This is a genomic window from Flagellimonas hymeniacidonis, from assembly GCF_008040165.1.
In the GTDB taxonomy this organism is placed as follows: domain Bacteria; phylum Bacteroidota; class Bacteroidia; order Flavobacteriales; family Flavobacteriaceae; genus Flagellimonas; species Flagellimonas hymeniacidonis.
The window spans coordinates 1,779,266-1,797,429 of sequence record NZ_VRUR01000001.1; the positions used below are offsets into that span (position 1 = coordinate 1,779,266).

At 37.7% G+C, this 18,164-nt stretch carries 17 protein-coding genes; 10 read left to right on the forward strand and 7 right to left on the reverse strand.

The genetic code is table 11. From position 1 onward, the window contains the following. Positions 1–7 precede the first annotated feature (7 nt). Positions 8–190: a CPXCG motif-containing cysteine-rich protein gene (locus FVB32_RS08060; protein WP_147742980.1), complete on the forward strand. Its 183-nt coding sequence runs from the start codon at positions 8–10 to the stop codon at positions 188–190. A gap of 38 nt (positions 191–228) precedes the next feature. Beyond that, positions 229–1,566 (forward strand): MFS transporter, encoded by a 1,338-nt coding sequence (locus tag FVB32_RS08065; RefSeq protein ID WP_147742983.1) that lies wholly within the window; start codon positions 229–231, stop codon positions 1,564–1,566. 129 nt (positions 1,567–1,695) lie between these two features. Here FVB32_RS08065 and FVB32_RS08070 read toward each other — a convergent pair whose 3' ends face one another. From FVB32_RS08070 to FVB32_RS08085, 4 genes are read right to left on the reverse strand one after another with little or no spacing between them, the layout of a single operon-like run. After that, a complete protein-coding gene (locus tag FVB32_RS08070) occupies positions 1,696–2,331 on the reverse strand; it encodes a HEAT repeat domain-containing protein (RefSeq protein ID WP_147742986.1) in 636 nt (211 codons plus the stop codon). 33 nt (positions 2,332–2,364) lie between these two features. Then, positions 2,365–3,240, reverse strand: coding sequence for a DUF6503 family protein (locus FVB32_RS08075; protein WP_147742989.1), 876 nt, complete (start codon positions 3,238–3,240; stop codon positions 2,365–2,367). Positions 3,241–3,251: 11 nt separating this feature from the next. After that, a complete protein-coding gene (locus tag FVB32_RS08080; protein WP_147742992.1) occupies positions 3,252–4,088 on the reverse strand; it encodes an alpha/beta hydrolase in 837 nt (278 codons plus the stop codon). Continuing rightward, the gene (locus FVB32_RS08085) at positions 4,085–4,486 is read right to left on the reverse strand and encodes a GPR1/FUN34/YaaH family transporter (RefSeq protein ID WP_147742994.1); all 402 of its coding nucleotides are present in this window, start codon (positions 4,484–4,486) and stop codon (positions 4,085–4,087) included. Before FVB32_RS08085 ends, FVB32_RS08080 begins: the two co-directional genes overlap by 4 nt. A gap of 149 nt (positions 4,487–4,635) precedes the next feature. On the opposite strand from FVB32_RS08085, the gene FVB32_RS08090 reads away from it, so the two are divergent. Continuing rightward, positions 4,636–5,787: a helix-turn-helix domain-containing protein gene (locus FVB32_RS08090; protein ID WP_147742997.1), complete on the forward strand. Its 1,152-nt coding sequence runs from the start codon at positions 4,636–4,638 to the stop codon at positions 5,785–5,787. Positions 5,788–5,855: 68 nt separating this feature from the next. On the opposite strand, the gene FVB32_RS08095 is transcribed toward FVB32_RS08090, so the two are convergent. Further along, entirely contained in the window at positions 5,856–9,011 is a 3,156-nt protein-coding gene (locus FVB32_RS08095) for a hybrid sensor histidine kinase/response regulator transcription factor (RefSeq protein WP_147743000.1), read from the reverse strand. Between the two features lie 224 nt (positions 9,012–9,235). Here FVB32_RS08095 and FVB32_RS08100 point away from each other — a divergent pair, with 224 nt between their 5' ends. Together FVB32_RS08100 and FVB32_RS08105 are read left to right on the forward strand one after the other, a co-directional pair. Beyond that, positions 9,236–9,754 carry a hypothetical protein gene (locus tag FVB32_RS08100; protein WP_147743003.1) on the forward strand — a complete coding sequence of 173 codons (519 nt, stop codon included), beginning with the start codon at positions 9,236–9,238 and terminating at the stop codon, positions 9,752–9,754. 83 nt (positions 9,755–9,837) lie between these two features. After that, complete coding sequence (locus FVB32_RS08105) at positions 9,838–10,926, forward strand: amidohydrolase family protein (RefSeq protein ID WP_147743005.1); 1,089 nt, start codon at positions 9,838–9,840, stop codon at positions 10,924–10,926. Between the two features lie 76 nt (positions 10,927–11,002). Here the strand turns inward: FVB32_RS08105 and FVB32_RS08110 are convergent, their stop codons facing one another. Both FVB32_RS08110 and FVB32_RS08115 read right to left on the reverse strand, forming a co-directional pair. After that, entirely contained in the window at positions 11,003–11,668 is a 666-nt protein-coding gene (locus FVB32_RS08110; protein WP_147743008.1) for a bifunctional 4-hydroxy-2-oxoglutarate aldolase/2-dehydro-3-deoxy-phosphogluconate aldolase, read from the reverse strand. A gap of 16 nt (positions 11,669–11,684) precedes the next feature. After that, positions 11,685–12,725, reverse strand: a complete 1,041-nt coding sequence (locus tag FVB32_RS08115) for a sugar kinase (RefSeq protein ID WP_147743010.1) — start codon at positions 12,723–12,725, stop codon at positions 11,685–11,687. A gap of 743 nt (positions 12,726–13,468) precedes the next feature. Between FVB32_RS08115 and FVB32_RS08120 the strand changes: the two genes are divergently transcribed. The 5 genes from FVB32_RS08120 (at position 13,469) to FVB32_RS08140 (ending at position 18,157) form a co-directional block, all read left to right on the forward strand. Further along, positions 13,469–13,870 (forward strand): MarR family winged helix-turn-helix transcriptional regulator, encoded by a 402-nt coding sequence (locus FVB32_RS08120; protein ID WP_147743012.1) that lies wholly within the window; start codon positions 13,469–13,471, stop codon positions 13,868–13,870. Positions 13,871–14,067: 197 nt separating this feature from the next. Next, complete coding sequence (locus FVB32_RS08125) at positions 14,068–14,328, forward strand: hypothetical protein (RefSeq protein WP_147743014.1); 261 nt, start codon at positions 14,068–14,070, stop codon at positions 14,326–14,328. A 19-nt stretch (positions 14,329–14,347) separates the two neighbouring features. Beyond that, complete coding sequence (locus FVB32_RS08130; RefSeq protein WP_147743018.1) at positions 14,348–15,244, forward strand: alpha/beta fold hydrolase; 897 nt, start codon at positions 14,348–14,350, stop codon at positions 15,242–15,244. A gap of 48 nt (positions 15,245–15,292) precedes the next feature. Continuing rightward, positions 15,293–17,296, forward strand: coding sequence for an MBL fold metallo-hydrolase (locus FVB32_RS08135; protein WP_147743021.1), 2,004 nt, complete (start codon positions 15,293–15,295; stop codon positions 17,294–17,296). A gap of 267 nt (positions 17,297–17,563) precedes the next feature. Continuing rightward, a complete protein-coding gene (locus FVB32_RS08140; RefSeq protein ID WP_147743023.1) occupies positions 17,564–18,157 on the forward strand; it encodes a Crp/Fnr family transcriptional regulator in 594 nt (197 codons plus the stop codon). Positions 18,158–18,164: the final 7 nt, after the last annotated feature.

Consider the following 18,164-nt stretch of genomic DNA (forward strand, 5'->3'; position numbering starts at 1 on the left):
CTAGAACATGTTTGAACACTTTTTTCAGTGCCCTTATTGTTGGGAAGAGATTTCCTTTCTTCTAGATACTTCCGTGTCAAACCAGACATACGTTGAAGATTGCGAGGTGTGTTGCAATCCCATTGAAGCAAATACAACTTTTGAAAATCAAGAATTGATACATTTTGAAGCTAGGGAATTAGGGCAATAATTTGTTTACCTTTAAATACAACCGATTCCTTCACTGTTATGAAGCTTGCCAAACTGATATCGCCAAAAATTTTCCCGATTTTACTGGTTAATTTTATTGGTATTCTAGGTTATAGTATTGTTGTTCCGATTCTCATTTTTATTGTGACCGATATGGGAGGGAATGGCTTTATATATGGGATTTTAGGAGCTATGTACCCGTTTTTTCAATTCATTGGTGCACCTATTTTAGGAAGACTCTCTGATAAAATTGGAAGAAAAAAAGTACTGGTTATCAGTCAATTGGGCACATTCATTGCCTGGACACTTTTTTTGCTGGCTTTTATTCTTCCAGAAACAGAACTTTGGTCTCAGAATACAAAGATTACAGGCAGTTACGCAATGACATTACCTTTAGTGATGATTTTTGTTGCACGAATCTTTGATGGATTTACCGGAGGCAATATATCTGTGGCCAATGCTTATTTATCCGATATTTCAACGGATGAGGACAGGAATTCAAATTTTGGCAAGATGGGAGCTTCTACAAGTTTGGGATTTGTGCTAGGTCCGGCTTTCGCAGGAGTTTTGGCGTCTACTATGCTTGGTGAGATTCTTCCATTAATTTTGGCAGCTTTGATTTCTCTAATTGCAATTTTTGTAATAAATACCCAGCTAAAGGAAAGTGTACCTTGCGTGGTAAATACAGGAAAGGTTCGGTTGCGGGCTTTACGTAGGTTTTTTCAAGTAGAACATAAGAACTGTTATCAAGAAGGGGAACTGCAGGCCAGCCCTCAAAAAACAGATTTAAAAAGGGTTTTAAAAGAACCAGGAATACCACTTTTATACATGGTATATTTCTTCACCTTTTTGGGTTTTAGTCTCTTTTATGCAGGCTTGCCCATATATGCCAATACCATTTTAGATTGGTCATCAACTGAACTAGGTATTTTCTTGGCATATTCAAGCCTTGTAATGATTCTAGTTCAGGGCCCTGTTTTATCTAGATTGCAAGGCAAAGTGACCAATGAAAGACTGATACTCATTGGGTCGTTGATATTGGCTTCGTCGTTTTTGCTTTTGTCCTTTCAAAACATAGTAATCATTTATTTGGCCAATACACTACTATCCATTGGTAATGGTTTAATGTGGCCAAGCTTTATGGCGCTGTTATCCAGAACAGGAGATTCCAACATGCAGGGAGCAATACAAGGTTATGGTAATAGTATGGGGAGTATAGCTAGCATGTTTGGCCTTATCTTAGGAGGAGTTTTGTTTGAATTCCTTTCAACAACTGTTTTTGCCATTGGAGGAATAATCTTTTTGGTTATTGCAGTTTTAATGGGGTTCAATTTTCTTCAGGGAAGGAAAAAACTGCAATTAAGCTCAAGTCTGTAGTACGAGGGGCAAACTTATATGAATTATAAAATACAGGTCTTAAATCCCAAGCCAAACAAGCGGTATCCCGGCTAAAACATTTGAAAAATTGAAGTACTCTTGATTTTAAATCATTTCGGCACTACTATACTAAGAAAGCTTTCTAATTATTTTTTCAACCCTTTTTTTCTGACTTTCTTTTTGCAAATCTTGCATTCTCGTTTCTAAGATTTTAATAAATTGTTCTTTATTGTCCTTATCAACGACGGGGACCGTTCTTTCGGCATACATGGCAAATTGATTTATAGGGCTCCCTAAAAGTTGCTCCCGTAACAAGGCGAAAGCTTCCGTTCTATACTTTTCAGTATTTGCCAGTGTGATTATGATGTTTATAGCATGATCTCTGGTTATTACACTACCTTTTTCAGCAGTTTCAAGTATTCTGGGAAGATGATGAAACGTCTCTTGGGGTTTTAAGTGCGCGATATAATTGAGTGCTGTCATTACTCCCCATTGCAATCTATTATTTTTACTGCCCAACATTTCCAAAAAGATTTCAAAGTACGAAACGATTAAATCTGGCCTACTTTCACCAATTTCATAGATAACTTTGATGCAATCATTTTGAATTGCTTTGTTTTTATGGCTTAAATGTTCAATAAGGATTTGAATGGCCTGTCTATCCTCGTCGGCAATAATTTCCTTCGCCAATTCCTGATTTGGAACTTCATCCCTTCGGTTTAAGGCAGAGGCGATTTTTGATAATACATCAAGTGGTATTTTCAAACTATTTGATTTTACCGTAAGTAGCCAATAAAATTAGTTATTTCCAAATACCTCGATATAGTCCGGGCCAACATCATGTGAATCAAAGGTTATTGACTCAAAAATCATCTGATGGATTAACCCTTCTTCTGTTGGCAAATAGCCAAGTTGGTGTTGAAAAGGGATAATAACCCCATTGACTTTTCGAAAATTTTTAAAGACAACATACCCATAAACCGCTGGAGCAACCACCCTAACCGTATATTGTACCATTTCTAGAAGCTTGGTCTCTTTATTTATCCAATAAATGTATTGATCAAATTCAGCATTTGGCTCCCCAGATTTCCAGGTTCCATAGATGAGATGGTACGTTTTGCCATGTAATACTTTTTCTTCCACATAATTTACCAAGGGAACCTTATTGATCCAATAAGGCAGTTGAATAAAATATTCTTTTCCAACCAAAGCAGGGATCATATTGGCATCATCAATTGTATTTAGCTTTCCATGTATCTTTTTATATGGGATGTTATGGTCAATGCCCCAAATTTCTTTTTCGGCAGGACCATTTAATAATTCCACCCTTGAATTACCAAGTTTAAAAGCATAAAAATCATGTCTTACTTTTTGGTTTTCCAAAGGCCAATTGTTATGGACCTTTAATTGCTCAAGAGCAGGAGACCAATCATCGTTATAAACAGCTGTTATTATTTTGATATCAGAAACCTTATCCCATCCGTGAGCTTTATAGCATTGGTTTAATATTTCCTGCCCTTTTTGTTCTCTATGGGAAATACCGCTAACAAAGTCTCCTTCTTTTTTAATAATGTCTGGTCTAATATCAGCTAAATCGTTCACCGACTGTCCGGTTATTGAATACTGGACTAATACGATAATCAAAAAACAAGATGTTCTAATTACTGATTTCATAATTTGATTTTTCAATTGTTCGTTTTAAACAAAAACTTAATTCCTCTTGTAAAGGCACTGTTAAAGGCTGTTACATGCCCCTCATCTTCTAATATTTCTGATTGAATGGCAAAATTTGACAATTCAAGAACCGATGTTATTTTCTTCCAAGGATTTACCATGGCCTCTGGGTTTTCTAGGGACCCTACGGACCAATACATCTGCGATGTTCCATTGGATTTGGAAAAATCGGGAAGGCTGGGACCAAACCACCACAAGGATGGACTAGCAATAAGATAGTTCTTAAAATAGGATTCTTTTTTGTTTGCAACATGAACGGCAAAGAGACCACTCAAAGAGTACCCAACAAGGGTTTGATTATTCTGATCTACCCTGAAGTTGTTATTGATGTGTTTTTTGACGGAATCTTCAAGAAAATTTAAAAAAGCATCTGCGCCGCCTGAGTTTTTAATACCCGAAACTCCTGTGAATTTTTCAATTTGCTCTTCGCTCCATGCTGTTGGTGTAAAGTCCCGTAGTCTATTGTTGTGGATATTTTCAAAACCTTCCTTATAGGCCAGACCCACTAAAATCACTTCTGGAATTTCTTTGCCGTAGGACATCAATACTCTTGAATTATAGGCTATCCCAAATGTTAAGTCACCGTCCAACACATAGGTTACCGGGTAGGCTTTGTCAGAGTTAAGGTATTCAGGCGGTAAACTGATGTAGATTACATATTCCACCCCGTAATCTGATTTTATTTCGACTTTGGAGGTCAATGGCAGTGAGACCTCTTCAACTGTCTGGCTAATGCAGTTGACACTATAAAATATTGGAAATAGCAATAGAAACTTTAAATGTCTCATGAATCTGATTTTTTCATGGATTTGGTGTAATCCAGTATTCCTTTGGTTTGGAATATTGCAAATAGCAGGACTAATATGTTGGTTGCCAGTATTAATGCAAAACCACCAGAGCTGAGGTTTTTCGCAAATGCCAGATTGATAGCTTCGATAGCCACATATAAAAAATCAAGAACAATAATAACCCATACCAATATTCTGGAAATCTTTTTTCTAAAAGCCGCATAAAGCACCACAGCACCGAAAATGAACATTTGGATGGCAAAGTTGAGGTGCAGTCCGTTGGCCATTTCTGAAATTGCCTTAACAGTATTGGCTAAAGTCAATGTTAGTATTCCCATGCATATAGAAAAAAAGCCATTGCTCTTTAGTGCGGTTCTAAGGATATAAGTGTTTTCCATTTTTTTGAATTTGATTTAAAAGAACATTCGAAAATAATTTAAACTGTAAGTCATGAAGTGTCTTTAAGTTTAGGATGACGCATTGTTATGTGCATATTGAAATAAGGAGAAAGGACAATACTTAATTTGTAATTTGTTATCTTATTCTTATGGATAGTTTATTCAGTATAAAATTTGATTTTTGGGCAGTAATTCTTCTTTTCGGGTCTTTTCAAGGAGTTTTTTTGTCGGCAATGTTATTGCTGTGGCAGCAGAGAAGTAAATCGAGTTTCTTTCTCTCTTCACTGGTTCTTATCATCGCATTTAATCTGTTCAATTATTTGTTGTTGCACACCAGCCTTTATAGTGCTGTACCACATTTAGCCCATGTTTCTAGTCCATTTTTAATGCTTTTGGGCCCTTGCTATTATTTATATGTAAAATCGATATTTTCTAGAAAGCTGGAGCTTCAGCCAAAGGATGCTTTGCATTTAATACCTTTTCTTTTCGGAGTTGTTTTTTTTCTACCATTTTATACGCTGAGTGGCTCGGAAAAAGTGGATGTATTGGCATATCAACTGAGTTTGCCAATTCAGAACCTAACCATTGAAGCGGCGATATTCCTAATAAGCCACATTACAGTAAGTTTTGTTTATGTTTTCTATGCAATCAAAAACCTAAAACGACTAAGGCAGCAAAACAAGATAAGATCCTTTGAAATAAAGTACAATTGGCTTATTAAATTTAGCTACGCTTTTCTAGTATTTTGGGGGGTCGATTTTATGGGTGTGATGTGGTATTTTATTCAAGGGGGAATTGACCCGAAGGTATATTATATAACCATGCTCTGCTGCGCTATCGCCATTAACTTGGTGGTATTGTTCTTTTATAGAAACAGTAAGATTTTTTTGCAGGTTTTTTTAAATAATGAAGATGCCAAATACGAAACTTCCAAGGTGAGCAATTCAGATTTACAAAAACATCTTGATGAAATAATTTTGTATATGGAAACCGAACGCCCTTATTTGGATACGGAACTTTCGCTACAAAAACTCTCAAATCATTTAAATAAGCCCAAGTATTTAATATCCCAGATTTTAAATGTAGCACTTGGAAAAAGCTTCTATGAATTTGTAAATGAGTATCGATACCGAGAGGTCAAGGATAGATTAAAAAACCCTAAGTATAGTAATTTAACAATTTTGGCCATAGCCTTCGATTCTGGATTTAACAATAAGAACACCTTCAACAAGGTATTTAAGAAACAAACAGGCATTACGCCTTCCCAATTTATACAAAACGACTTAAAGGTCAAGTCTTAAAAGTTGATTGTCGCTTCCATTCTTTTAAGCTCAAACAGTTTTGATAACAAGTTTTAGGTTTTATGCTGTTAATTTTCCTGATAGTACTCGGATGGCTTATTTCCAAACAGCTCTTTAAATCGTTTTGTAAAGTAGGACAAATTGTTGAAGCCTACCTGATATGCAATTTCAGATACGCTTCCAACTTTGTTTTTGAGTAATTGAGCAGCCCGTTTTAATCTAAAATCCCTAATAAAATTTTGTGGAGATTGATTAATTAAAGCGCGCATTTTTCTGAATAATTGTGTACGGCTCATCCCTATTTCCCTAGCTAGATCTTCAACGCTAAATGTTGAATCGTCCATGCGTTCCTCCACGATTTCCATTATCCCTTCAAGGAAACGTTCATCCGTAGATGTAATAGCCAAAAGCTTTGGCTCTAGCGTAAGCTGCCGACTATATTTTTTACGTAAAAGCTGTCTCTGGTGAATGAGATTTTTTACACGGGCTGTTAGCTCTTCTCTATCAAAGGGTTTTATGATATAATCGTCGGCACCCGTTTCAATCCCCTCCACCTTGGACGCTTGAGAGGCCAAAGCGGTAAGCAATATCACGGGAATGTGACTGGTTTTCTGATCTTCTTTAAGTTTTTTACAGAGCGTTAGTCCGTCCATGTCCGGCATCATTACATCACTAATAATAAGATCAGGAACAAGTTTTTGAGCTTGCATGAAACCTTCAATCCCGTTGATGGCCTCTTTTATTTTGTAAGTTTGGTTAAGATGTTTTTTGATATAGGATCTAACATCATCATTGTCCTCCACTATAAGAAGGAGGGGGGAATTACTCTCGCTAACTAGTTCGTTTTCTGAATATTTTAAGGTGTTTTCCGGCATTACTGGCATGCCGTTTTCTATGATGTAGGCCGTAGGGGCGTCCAAAACTACTTCGTCATCATTAAATTGTTCTTTTGTAATAGGAAGGATAACCGTAAAAGTTGTTCCCTGTGTTTCTTCACTGTCAACCGAGATGCTTCCGTGGTGCAATTCCGTAAGTTCTTTTACCAACGCCAAACCAATACCTGTTCCTGCGTTTGTCTCTGTTCTGGATGTGTCAGCTTGATAAAATCTGTCGAAAATCTTATCTAAATCGGAATTTGCTATTCCTTTCCCATTATCCTTTACCATTATTTTTATGGCTTCCTTTCCACTTTTATGAGAGTTGACCAATGAGGCGTTAAAATGAACACTTCCCCCTTTCGGAGTGAATTTAAAGGCATTTGATAAAAGATTGTTCAGAACTTTTTCCATCACATCACTATCAAAACAGGCCATTTTTATCTTGTTGGTGATAGATGTGGTGAAATTAACTTCTTTATAATCTGCCCATGAACTAAAAGAGGCTGTAATGGTTTTTAAAGCAATATTTAAATCATCTTGCTTAACCTGCAGGGGCAATGCACCTGCTTCCAGTTTGGATAAATCCAATAGTTGGTTAACAAGGCCCAAGAGCTTCTCGCCATTCCTTTTCATAAGTTCGTAGCTTTCTTTGTGCTCCTGACCTTCTTTATTGGAAGACAATATGTCTTTTAAAGGCCCTAGAATTAGAGTAAGTGGAGTTCGAAACTCATGGGAGACATTGGCGAAAAAACGGGAACGAAGGTTCACAAATTCCCGTTGCTTTTTGTTGACCAACTCTTTGGACCGCAGTTTTACCTTATAATTTCTAAAAAAAAGTATTGAAATTATTAGAACGGAAGCAATACCGGCCAATAATAGATTTCTTTGAGTTTTGTTTTGGCCCAACAATGCATTCTTGGCGGTCACTTCTGCTTGTTTTAATTCCCGCTCTTTTGTTAGCAATACTATTTGCTGGTCCTTTTTTGCTGTTTCGTATTGTATTTCCCTAGCTACAATATTTTTATTGGTTTCATCATCAAAAATACTGTCTTTTAGTAGGTGATATTCCTCCAGATAAGAAAGCGCGCTTGTTTTGTCTCCCATGCTTTTATGCAATTGATACAAAGCAAAAGAGAGCTTGCTTTTTATTTCTTTGGAATCGGTTTGCCGAGAGATTCTCCACCCCTCCTCAAAGCTTTTTTTTGCGGAACCTAGTTGATTTTGTTTGGATAGAACGTTCCCTAATTCATAAAAAGATGTGGCAATGTTAAAGTTATCCAGCTCAATGGTCTTTTTCAAAGAAATGCTCTTGTTCAAAAATAAAATTCCTTTGGATGCATTTTTTTTACCGTGCAAAACACCCAAGCTGTGATAATTCAAGCTCAACAAATCCTTAAAGTCACTTTCTTCGCACAATTTAAGGCTCTTGTCAAAATAATATAGCGCGGAATCCGGTTGTGCATATTTATCCATTACTACCCCAAGACTATGATAATTTGAGGCTGTTAGCCTTGCATCTCCTACTTTTTCACTATTGCGTAAAGAAGCACGGTAATATTTAAGAGCACTTTTATAGTTCTCCATGTTTTCATAGACCCCAGCGATATTTTCAAAACAACTGGCAAGCAAGTAGCGATCTTCTTCTTCCTCAAAAACGGCCAAAGAAGCAAAGAAATCTTTCAAGGCCAAGTCGTAATTGCTATAGTTCCACTGTATGGTGCCTAGGTTAAAGTTAACTTTGGCAACCGAAAGTTGATCTCCCGCTTGTTGAAAATAGGGGATGGATGCGGTAAAATTTTTATAAGCATTTTGATTGTCACCCTTATACAAATAGACAGCCCCCATATTTAGATAACCATCAGCTATACCTAAGGTATCTTTGATTTGATTTCTATAAGCAAAATCCTTTTGATAATAAGAAATGGCCTTATCATATTCGGCAATAGAGGCATGCAATAGGCCCAAATTGTAGTTAATGTCATGTACACCATCCAAATTTCCCAGTTTATCAAACAGCTTTTGGCCATTTATATAGTAAAAAATACTGCTGTCCATTGCACCAGTATATAGAAAATAAGTCCCCTTGATTTTGTCGGCTGAGGCCATGCCATGATAATAGTCAACACTTGATGCCAGTGCAAAAGCTCTCTTGGCATACAGATAAGAGGTGTCTAAATTGATGCCTCTGTATGTGTTTGCGAGGTCCAGAAGTAATTTAACTGCTGTCGTATCCCGGTTAGAACTGCTATTTAATAAGCGGTTAAGGCTGTCAATTTTTGATTTAAGCTGGGCATTAGTAACCCAACAATTGAAACATAGAAAGCTAAAAAGTATAAGCCTTTTCATGTGAGTTGTTTGAATAGTGGGTACTTCTACTAAGATAATGGTAAAATCTTTCTTTTTTAGGAATTAACGATCATTCCATTGGTAATGAGATAGGTAGATGTAACCTGAGTATTATAAATTGAAACATTGGTAGCAAGGACATGGAATACCTTCCAGTACTTTTAATTATGCGATTTATTGTACGGTAGACGCAGCTATTTTAATAACCTATAAAATTGTATAAGATGAAATGCAAAAGCTATTTTTCGATTCTAAAAGAACAAAGATTTTTTCTTTTTGTTCTAGCCCTTTTATGGGTAAGTTGTTCCTTAATTTCATGTAGTGAAGATGATGAGGGTCCAGATTGTTCTTTACAGGGCACTAATTTTTCCGTTTCCGATATTTCTGGAAACTGGACGGCCACAGAAGCCAATTTTTTCAATATTTCCACTGAACCCATTCAAGTTGTGGATGTTGTGGAGGAAGGTGGAAATGTTACCTTGACGATCCAGTCAAATGGAAGGTTCACTCTCAATATAATGGAGTCCGGTGAGCCCAATGCCCGTTCCTCTGGAGATTTATGTTTTGACGAAGATCTTTTAGTAGTACGTTTTGATGGGGATGCTGCCGATGACTATGAGTTTTTTCGAATCCAATTTAACGGAACAAACAGTTTATCTATTAGTGGGGCTACGGATTTTGACTTTAATGGTGATGGCACTCCAGAACCAGCGGATATTGGACTTGCTTTGGTTAGAAGTTAATGGAATCCCTTTGAACATGATGGTTAGGACATCTGGATTCTTACTTTTTATCTTTAACTTTATGTGAATTCAGAATTCAAATCATGAAAAACACCATCCTGTTTTTGGTTATGTTTACTTTCCTCGTTGCATGCAAACCTAAGTCAACTGAAAAAGCTTCGAGTGAGCACCAGCCAGTTTCTTTTGACCAGAGTACTGTCCAAAAAATCGATATCCATTCACATTACAGATATTCGCGTGAATATCTTCCAGGGTTATTTAAGAAATGGAATATGCGTTCTGTTTTGGTAGATGTCTCTACCCAAGATTCTACTGGGATTGTTCGAAGTTGGGATACTTATTTAACCCATGCTGAGTCATATCCAAATACATTTTTCCTTTGTTCCTCTTTAATTGGGACAACCATTGACTCCCCGGATTTTGAACAACGAACTATTGAGCGACTGCATAAGGAGATTGAAGAGGGAGCTAAAATGGTTAAGGTTTGGAAAAATTTTGGAATGGTTACAAAAGATGCAACAGGAGATTTTATTCAAATAGATGATGAACGATTACAACCTATTTGGGATTTTTTGAAAAGTAAGGGAATTCCGGTCATGGCTCATATTGGGGAACCAGAACAAGCTTGGAGACCACTTGACCCCAATAATCCGCACTATGGCTATTATAAAAACAATCCACAGTATCATGCGTATCAATTTCCAGAAATCCCATCATATAAAACCATTATAACTGCAAGGGATGGTTGGATTGAAAGAAATCCTGACTTGCAAATTTTATGCGCTCATTTGGGTAGTATGTCGCATGATGTAGATATGGTTGCAGCACGACTTGATAAATTTCCGAATATGTATGTTGAACTTGCTGCTAGGTTTGGAGATTTGGCAAGCCAAGATTCTAAAAAAGTGGGTGATTTTTTTAAAAAATACCAGAATAAGATTTTATTTGGTTCTGATTATGGTAATGGTACTCCAGAGGATATGCTTACCAAAGATGAACTATTTAAGGAACAAGAAGAACTGGATGCCAATTATGATAGATTATGGAGATATTTGAGCAGTAAGGACTCTTTAGAGATACGTGGGCAAAAAACTGTAGGGCTAGAACTTCCAATCGATATTCTACATAAAATCTACTTTCAAAATGCAGTTGACTTCTTAAAAGTAGAATAAATACAGGGTGACTCTAAACTATTAACAACATTATATGTGCGTTCTTATATCTGTTAGCGTGCAACTTTTTGATGATTCATCGAATTGACTGAATCAATTCCAAAGTTTCTTTCACCTTGGTTTTTAAACCTTCAAAATCACCTTTGTTCAATATTTCCTTACTAATGAGTTTAGATCCCATACCTACGCAGGTGACCCCTGCACTGAACCAAGCCTCTAAATTATCTTTTTCTGTGCTCACTCCGCCAGTGGGCATAATGCTGGTCCATGGTTGTGGCCCTTTGATAGCCTTTACAAACCCCGGACCGTAAGTGGAGCCCGGAAAGAGTTTCACAATTTCACAACCTAATTCTTCAGCCTTGTTTATTTCGGTCAGTGAACCACAGCCTGGTGACCATAGCACTTTTCTCCTATTACAGACCTTGGCGATATCCTCACGTAATGATGGGGTAACGATAAAATTGGCGCCCATTTGCATAAACATTGATGCGGCAGCTGCATCGGTAATAGATCCCACACCCATAATCATACCGGGAAGTTCCTTAATGGCAAATTTGTTAAGTTCTGAGAATACTTCAAACGCAAAATCACCTCGGGCAGTAAATTCCATCAGCCTTGCTCCGCCTTCGTAGCAGGCCTTTAGAACGTTTTTACCTAGTTCCACATCTGGATGGTAGAAAAGCGGAACCATCCCTGTTTCCTGCATTACCTTTATCACTTCCAATCTTGAATATTGAGCCATTTTTTAAGTTTTTAGGTTATCGAGCCACCCTTCCTGAGGCATCCCCACTCATTAATTTTTCCACCTCTGCTACCGTTACAAGGTTTGCATCACCTTTTATGGTGTGCTTTAAACAAGATGCTGCCACTGCAAAATTAAGCGCATTCTGGTCATCTTCAGGATATTTCATTAGACCATATATAAGCCCACCCATAAAGGAGTCACCTCCACCGACCCTGTCCACAATATGGGTAATCTGGTATTCAGGTGATTTGTACATGGTTTTTCCGTCATAAAGTACGCCGGCCCAAGTATTGTGGGAAGCCGAAATGGACCCCCTCAATGTAGTTATTACTTTTTTGGCTTTGGGAAATTTTTGCATCATCTGTTTACAGACGGATAGGAAGGCTTCTGCCTTCACATGTTCTCCTTGGGTGGTAATATCCAACCCTTCTGGCTTGATGCCAAAGTGTTTCTCGGCATCTTCCTCGTTGCCCAGCACAATGTCGCAATAAGAGGTCAGTTCGGTCATGATGGTCTCTCGATCACCACCATATTTCCAGAGTTTTGCACGATAATTTAAGTCGGTTGAAATGGTCACTCCCATATTGCTTGCGGTTTTCACAGCTTCCAAACAGGCATCGGCAGCTCCTTGGGAGATGGCTGGGGTAATCCCTGTCCAATGGAACCATTCCACATCTTTGAAGACGGACTTCCAATCAATCATACCTTTTTCAATCTCTGCAATAGCCGAATGGGCTCTATCGTAAACAACTTTACTGCCCCTACTTACCGCCCCAGTCTCTAAAAAGTAGATGCCCAAACGGTTACCGCCATATATAATCTTTTCCGTGCCAACACCCCGCTTACGCATCTCCATAAGAGCGTACTCTCCAATATCGTTCTTGGGCAAACGGGTCACAAAATCTACTGGAACACCGTAGTTGGCCAAAGAAACGGCGACGTTGGACTCCCCGCCGCCATAAACTACATCGAAACTATTGGCCTGGGAAAACCTTAAAAAGCCAGGAGGTGATAATCGCAACATGATTTCACCAAAGGTTACTACTTTTTTCATTTTAAATCTGTTTGATGTTAGTTTAAAAACTTATGATGGTCTTAATGGCGTTACCTGTAAAACGTACCGTTCTTTTTTATTGAAAATAATCAACTTAAGGCAAATCTATATTGATAAAAGATGAAAATCTACCATAAAATCAACCAATATTGATACTATTTTTGCCCATAATGAATTTTTAGAAGTATTATTGTTGTTATAATGTTATTTATTAATGATCTGGACATAACTTAAAAATGAAACTACATTTAGTAAATAGGGGTACTCATGAGAATAGCGCTTTTATGGTTACCCATCATAAGGAAGCCTGTTTTTTAAAGATATGGCAGTATCCATCATTCTGGTCATATAGTCATTTTAGCTTATGCCATTATTGTCGGACCAAGCTGATATGCTCATTAATAATCTAAAGGTTGACAAAACAAATTACCATATCCTGTTTGTAACGTTGGAAGCATTGAAAGTAATAATGTTGTTTATCCCGGGAGGGAACTTATTAAAATTGAGATATTGAAAAGGTAACTAAAAAGCAAATGATTATGAGAAATGTTTGGATTCATCAGAAAGGGTGAAAAAAAATGACTAGCTGGGTTGATAACAAATAGAAATTATGAACCGAAACAGCTATAGCTATTTGCGAAAGATATATTGAGTAGGATAACTCAGTTTATGAACAATTCTTAATTCTGTTAATTGGGAGTTAAAAATGTTGTATATACAACATTTATTTTTAACTTTGCGCTATGAAATACAAATTAGAACATTGTATAGGGTCAAGATTAAGACGTTTATCTCGAATTGCAGATGGGGAAATCCGAAAGGTTTTAGGAGATTATAAAATTTCTGAGAACCAAATGACAATTCTGTTCACAATGCATGAACTTGGTAGAGTGGAGCAAGGTAAAATTGGAGAAGTGCTCTGTCTGGAAAGATCCACCGTAAGCCGAAACATCAAACTTCTTGAAAAGCAAAACCTAGTGTCCCGTTCCAAAGAATACAGACCTGAAGTTGAACTGACCGTTCAAGGTCTAGATTTGGTGAAAGTACTTGTCCCTGAGTGGGAGAACGCCATGGATGTACTTGTTGGACAACTTCAAGAAGACGGAATGAGCAGTCTCAAAAAGCTTGAAAATAAGTTGAAGTAAAAAATTTAAAATATAAGTTGTATATACAACATAAATTAAATCAATGAATAATGAAAACAACACATTTAGAAACAGGAAAAACAAGAATTGCAACACTGGGCTCTTTCCCAACATAAAAGGGGAGCCACTGGAATGCACATAGGCACTACGTGTCCAAGGACTTTTTTGATGCAACCAAACATCTCAACTAAACTGATATGAGGCAATCTAATCAACAATTGAAAAAAGCACCTGTTCCACGGATGGTTCCCTGGAAACAAGCCCTTGTTACCACATTAGGGGTGTACCCGTTGTTGTTGTTCTTTGAATGGCTCATCAAGCAGATATTGCCTGTGCATTTGATAGATCGTCGGGTAACACTTTTACTTGTTGTATTGATGATAGCAAGCACCATGGTATTCTTGGTTATGCCCTTAGTGATAAAACTTTTTGGCCATTGGCTTTTTAAAAAACAATAACATACAAATACATAAAAAAATGAAAATAAATCAGCACAACTCAAAATTACTGAACACCAATACGGTACATATCAAAAAATTTGCATTGAACATTCGCTATGCCGAACTTGGTAGCCGTAACAAACCAACAATATTATTGTTGCATGGAGTACCAGAAAACCTTCAAACATGGTATGATGTTGCACCATCTCTTTCAGAAAACTATCATGTCTTGGCGATGGACTGGCCAGGTTTTGGAGGCAGTGATGCCTTTATTGACCTAAAAGATCATAATCCACGCACTTTCGCAGCAGTTGGTATGGATTTTCTAGATACACTTCAAATAGAAAATGCACATGTTATGGCCACTGACATTGGCCTTTCCCCTGCTTTAATAATGGGCGTTGAAAACCCTGATCGGATTGATAGGATTGTGGTTATGGACGGAATCCCTTTCCCCACTACTGCCTATTCCTCATGGGAAGTAAGGAGCTTTGGACGTGAAAACTCGATTCGGGCAAAAGCACTGATCAAGTGGTTTCCCAAAATTTCTGCTAAGATTGCTTATAATAAGGGGTTCTATAGAGGGAGCAACATACCCAAAGAAATCCTTGAAGAATTTCTGGCGGATGGTTATAACAAAACCACCCAGAGCGCTTTCTTGTCTTATTTCCAGAACAATGCTCCCGGACAGGCCTATTTAGAAAGTAAGATTCATGAAATCCAGCAACCTGTTTTAGTGGTCTGGGGGAGACACGACCGTTTTATCAATGTCAAATTGGGAGAGCTTCTGGTGGAAAAATTGCCTGATGGACTCCTAAAGATTATTGAAGACTCCGGACATTTTGTTCATATGGATAAACCCGAGGCTTTGCTTAAGGCAACCCATGATTTTCTTGATTTAAAAACTGTCCAAACTGTTGGATTGGATGTTTGAGAAATTCCTCTAAAATTAAATATTGTTTATGTAATTTAAACTGAAATCATGAAACTAAAAGTACCTTACTATTTGACTGTCCTGACCGCTGCCATACTCACTGCATGCAGCGGGGAACCAAGTGAGCAAAACTTTGCGCCTTATACTGAGAATGCGTCCATCGAACAGAAAACCGCGTCGGTGGGACTAAGTAAATCATTGCTTCCATCAAGGAGATTTGAATCGTTCAAACAACATGAAAATGACCGTAGTTTTCATGCCGATATTGCCTTTTATGAAACGGTGTTATCCTATGGTTCAAGTACCGACCCCAATCCCATATTTCTTCTTGCAAATGCCTATATAGCTACCAATCAGCAGAAGTATGGTATAGCCTATTTTGAATCCAGTCTTGGAAACTTTAATCTTCAAATGACAGACGAGGTCAAATCCAATTACCTATCGGCCTACGCACTTCTGCGCGCAAGTTATGCCGATAATATTTTCCTCATTTCAAGAATCGTTTGGGTAAGGGATACTTTTAAGATTTTGGAAGATGCTCGAAATCTTTCGCCAAACAATCCCTTAGCCCATTGGGCGTCAGGTATAATCTACGCCCAAGTACCCTCTCTTTTTAATAAGAAAGAAAAGGCCTTCCAAGAACTTCGATGGTTAATAGACCATCCTGAACTGGAACCCACACCAGGCTTTTATCGTGAGGTGTATCATTATCTGGCCAAGTTATATACTGAAGAGGGCGATGCGGAATTGGCAAAGAAATATCTAGCACTCAGCGGCTATACAGATTACGAACCAAAAATGCTATTCTCTGGTTGGTTCTCGACAACAAAGGAGAAGGGTCTTTTGTTTGCTCCGACACCATGGGTTGAAGAAGTAATTTCCAATAGGGTTTTTGCGGTTAGAGGCTTTGGGTTTTCGGATCTACACTTTGTAGTTTCTGAAAATGGGGAGGAGTTGATTTCAATCGATGCTGGAACCCAACCGTATAGCTATAAAGAAGGATATGAGTTTTTGTTGGAGAAATATCCTGGACTACCTCCTTTGACTACAGGCTTGATTACCCATGCGCATTGGGATCATATTGGGGGGCATACGTACCTGAAATCCCTTAATCCTGGTATTCTTCTTTATGGTCGTGAGAATTTTCATGGAACAATAGATCGCGTTTTAAAAAATCATTCCTACACCCAATTTAGGGGTGCTAGTTTTAAAGACGATTGGGTCAGTAAATACAAACCTGATGTTGTAGTGGATTCAACAAGTGAGTTTAGTATTGGTGAATCCCATGTGGAGCTCATACCGGTAAACGGAGGTGAAACCGAAGACGCTCTTTTGATTCATTTTCCTGATCTCGAGCTGGTTTTTATGGGAGATGCACTTATGCCGTTTTATGGAGAGCCATGGACGGAAGAAGGCTTCATTGACGAAGCACTAGACGTGATGGATGCCACACTTGAATTGAGCCCTAAATATATTTTGCATGGGCATATCGGAATAACTGTTATGTACAAAAATACGCAACAATTAAGAGCATATCGTGATGCATACAAATGGTTGGTCCAAGAGACAAGGAAGCATTTAAGAAATGGTTATTCTGCCAAAGATATTATAAGGCTCAACCTTATTCCACCAGGATTGCAAAACCATCCAGAAATTTTCATTGGCTATCTATCTCCCAGAAATCATATTATTGCCCGAACGGCAGATCATATGGTCGGTATATGGCAAGAAGAGGTCACTGGAAAAGACCCAGAAGGGTTGGATGTTATTACCTCGGTGGAAAGGGGTCGACTTCTACAGCTATATCTAGGGCTTTCTGGCAATCAAGTAGCCAAAGCATTAAGAAAAATGATTGATAACGGTGATAATGAGCTGGCGTTACAGATGGCTATTGCTGCCGAGGGCAGGTATCCTGCGAACCAAAAGATTAAAAGATTAAAGGAAGTAGCAGCTGACCGATTGCGATCTTCTGTACAATTTTTCGATCCCTTTAAGTTTGTTACCTACACAGAAATAATTGAAAAAGAACATCATCCTATATCTAGAAAATAGAAAGCGTTTTGCCATTTATAATATTCAAAAAGGATTCCTTAAGGAACCTTATTACAAGCAGGAAGACTTCCATTTTAAAATAGCACAGTCAATATTTAAATGTATTGGACCAAAGATTATCTGATGCGGTTTAGGAATGCTTCCAAAAAAGTTGATATTCCTCTTGTAAGCTTGAAAATAGCCTGATTCTGTTTTACTTAAGTATTGATTTCATTCTCGATAAAATGGTATCTTTATTTTGACCGAAATTTTAGCCATTAATCAAGAATGATTTCTTTTGACCATCCACATATTCAACTTTTCTACCAATACATTAACAGTTTTGCTCCGGTTTCCCAAGCCTCTTTTGAGGAGTTTTTGCCCTTGATAAGTATAAAAAAAGTTCAGAAAAATGAAATGATAATTTTTCGTGGTCAGACAGCAAGAAAAATTTACTTTGTATGCAAGGGAATATTGGTATCCCAGTGGGAGGATGATGAAGCCAACGTATATGTCAAAAACTTTTTTATCGAAGGAAGTTTGGCCGGTTCCACCGTTTCAATGCTGACAAACACACCTTCGGGATTTGGTATTGAATGTGTGGCGGATGGAATTATACTAGAGATGAATTATCAACGCTACAAAGAAGTTATATATGGCCACGAGGATTTGAAGAACTACTATATTTCTAACCTAGAAAAAAATTGGATCATTGAAAATGAAAGAAGACAGATTTCTTTCGCTGCAGAAAGTGCCACAGAACGCTATATATCTTTCCTTAACAGGTATCCCAAATTGCCCCAGAGAGTCCCACAGTGGTTAATAGCATCTTATCTGGGAATTACTCCGACACAGCTTAGTAGGATAAGAAAAAGCCTTTAATTCATTT

What these genes read in the sequence shown, in the direction of transcription:
- FVB32_RS08060 (WP_147742980.1), top strand. Translation starts at nt 8, where the DNA reads ATGTTTGAACACTTTTTTCAGTGCCCTTATTGTTGGGAAGAGATTTCC.
- FVB32_RS08065 (WP_147742983.1), top strand. Translation starts at nt 229, where the DNA reads ATGAAGCTTGCCAAACTGATATCGCCAAAAATTTTCCCGATTTTACTG.
- FVB32_RS08075 (WP_147742989.1), bottom strand. Translation starts at nt 3,240, where the DNA reads ATGAAATCAGTAATTAGAACATCTTGTTTTTTGATTATCGTATTAGTC.
- FVB32_RS08080 (WP_147742992.1), bottom strand. Translation starts at nt 4,088, where the DNA reads ATGAGACATTTAAAGTTTCTATTGCTATTTCCAATATTTTATAGTGTC.
- FVB32_RS08085 (WP_147742994.1), bottom strand. Translation starts at nt 4,486, where the DNA reads ATGGAAAACACTTATATCCTTAGAACCGCACTAAAGAGCAATGGCTTT.
- FVB32_RS08090 (WP_147742997.1), top strand. Translation starts at nt 4,636, where the DNA reads ATGGATAGTTTATTCAGTATAAAATTTGATTTTTGGGCAGTAATTCTT.
- FVB32_RS08095 (WP_147743000.1), bottom strand. Translation starts at nt 9,011, where the DNA reads ATGAAAAGGCTTATACTTTTTAGCTTTCTATGTTTCAATTGTTGGGTT.
- FVB32_RS08100 (WP_147743003.1), top strand. Translation starts at nt 9,236, where the DNA reads ATGAAATGCAAAAGCTATTTTTCGATTCTAAAAGAACAAAGATTTTTT.
- FVB32_RS08105 (WP_147743005.1), top strand. Translation starts at nt 9,838, where the DNA reads ATGAAAAACACCATCCTGTTTTTGGTTATGTTTACTTTCCTCGTTGCA.
- FVB32_RS08110 (WP_147743008.1), bottom strand. Translation starts at nt 11,668, where the DNA reads ATGGCTCAATATTCAAGATTGGAAGTGATAAAGGTAATGCAGGAAACA.
- FVB32_RS08115 (WP_147743010.1), bottom strand. Translation starts at nt 12,725, where the DNA reads ATGAAAAAAGTAGTAACCTTTGGTGAAATCATGTTGCGATTATCACCT.
- FVB32_RS08120 (WP_147743012.1), top strand. Translation starts at nt 13,469, where the DNA reads ATGAAATACAAATTAGAACATTGTATAGGGTCAAGATTAAGACGTTTA.
- FVB32_RS08125 (WP_147743014.1), top strand. Translation starts at nt 14,068, where the DNA reads ATGAGGCAATCTAATCAACAATTGAAAAAAGCACCTGTTCCACGGATG.
- FVB32_RS08130 (WP_147743018.1), top strand. Translation starts at nt 14,348, where the DNA reads ATGAAAATAAATCAGCACAACTCAAAATTACTGAACACCAATACGGTA.
- FVB32_RS08135 (WP_147743021.1), top strand. Translation starts at nt 15,293, where the DNA reads ATGAAACTAAAAGTACCTTACTATTTGACTGTCCTGACCGCTGCCATA.
- FVB32_RS08140 (WP_147743023.1), top strand. Translation starts at nt 17,564, where the DNA reads ATGATTTCTTTTGACCATCCACATATTCAACTTTTCTACCAATACATT.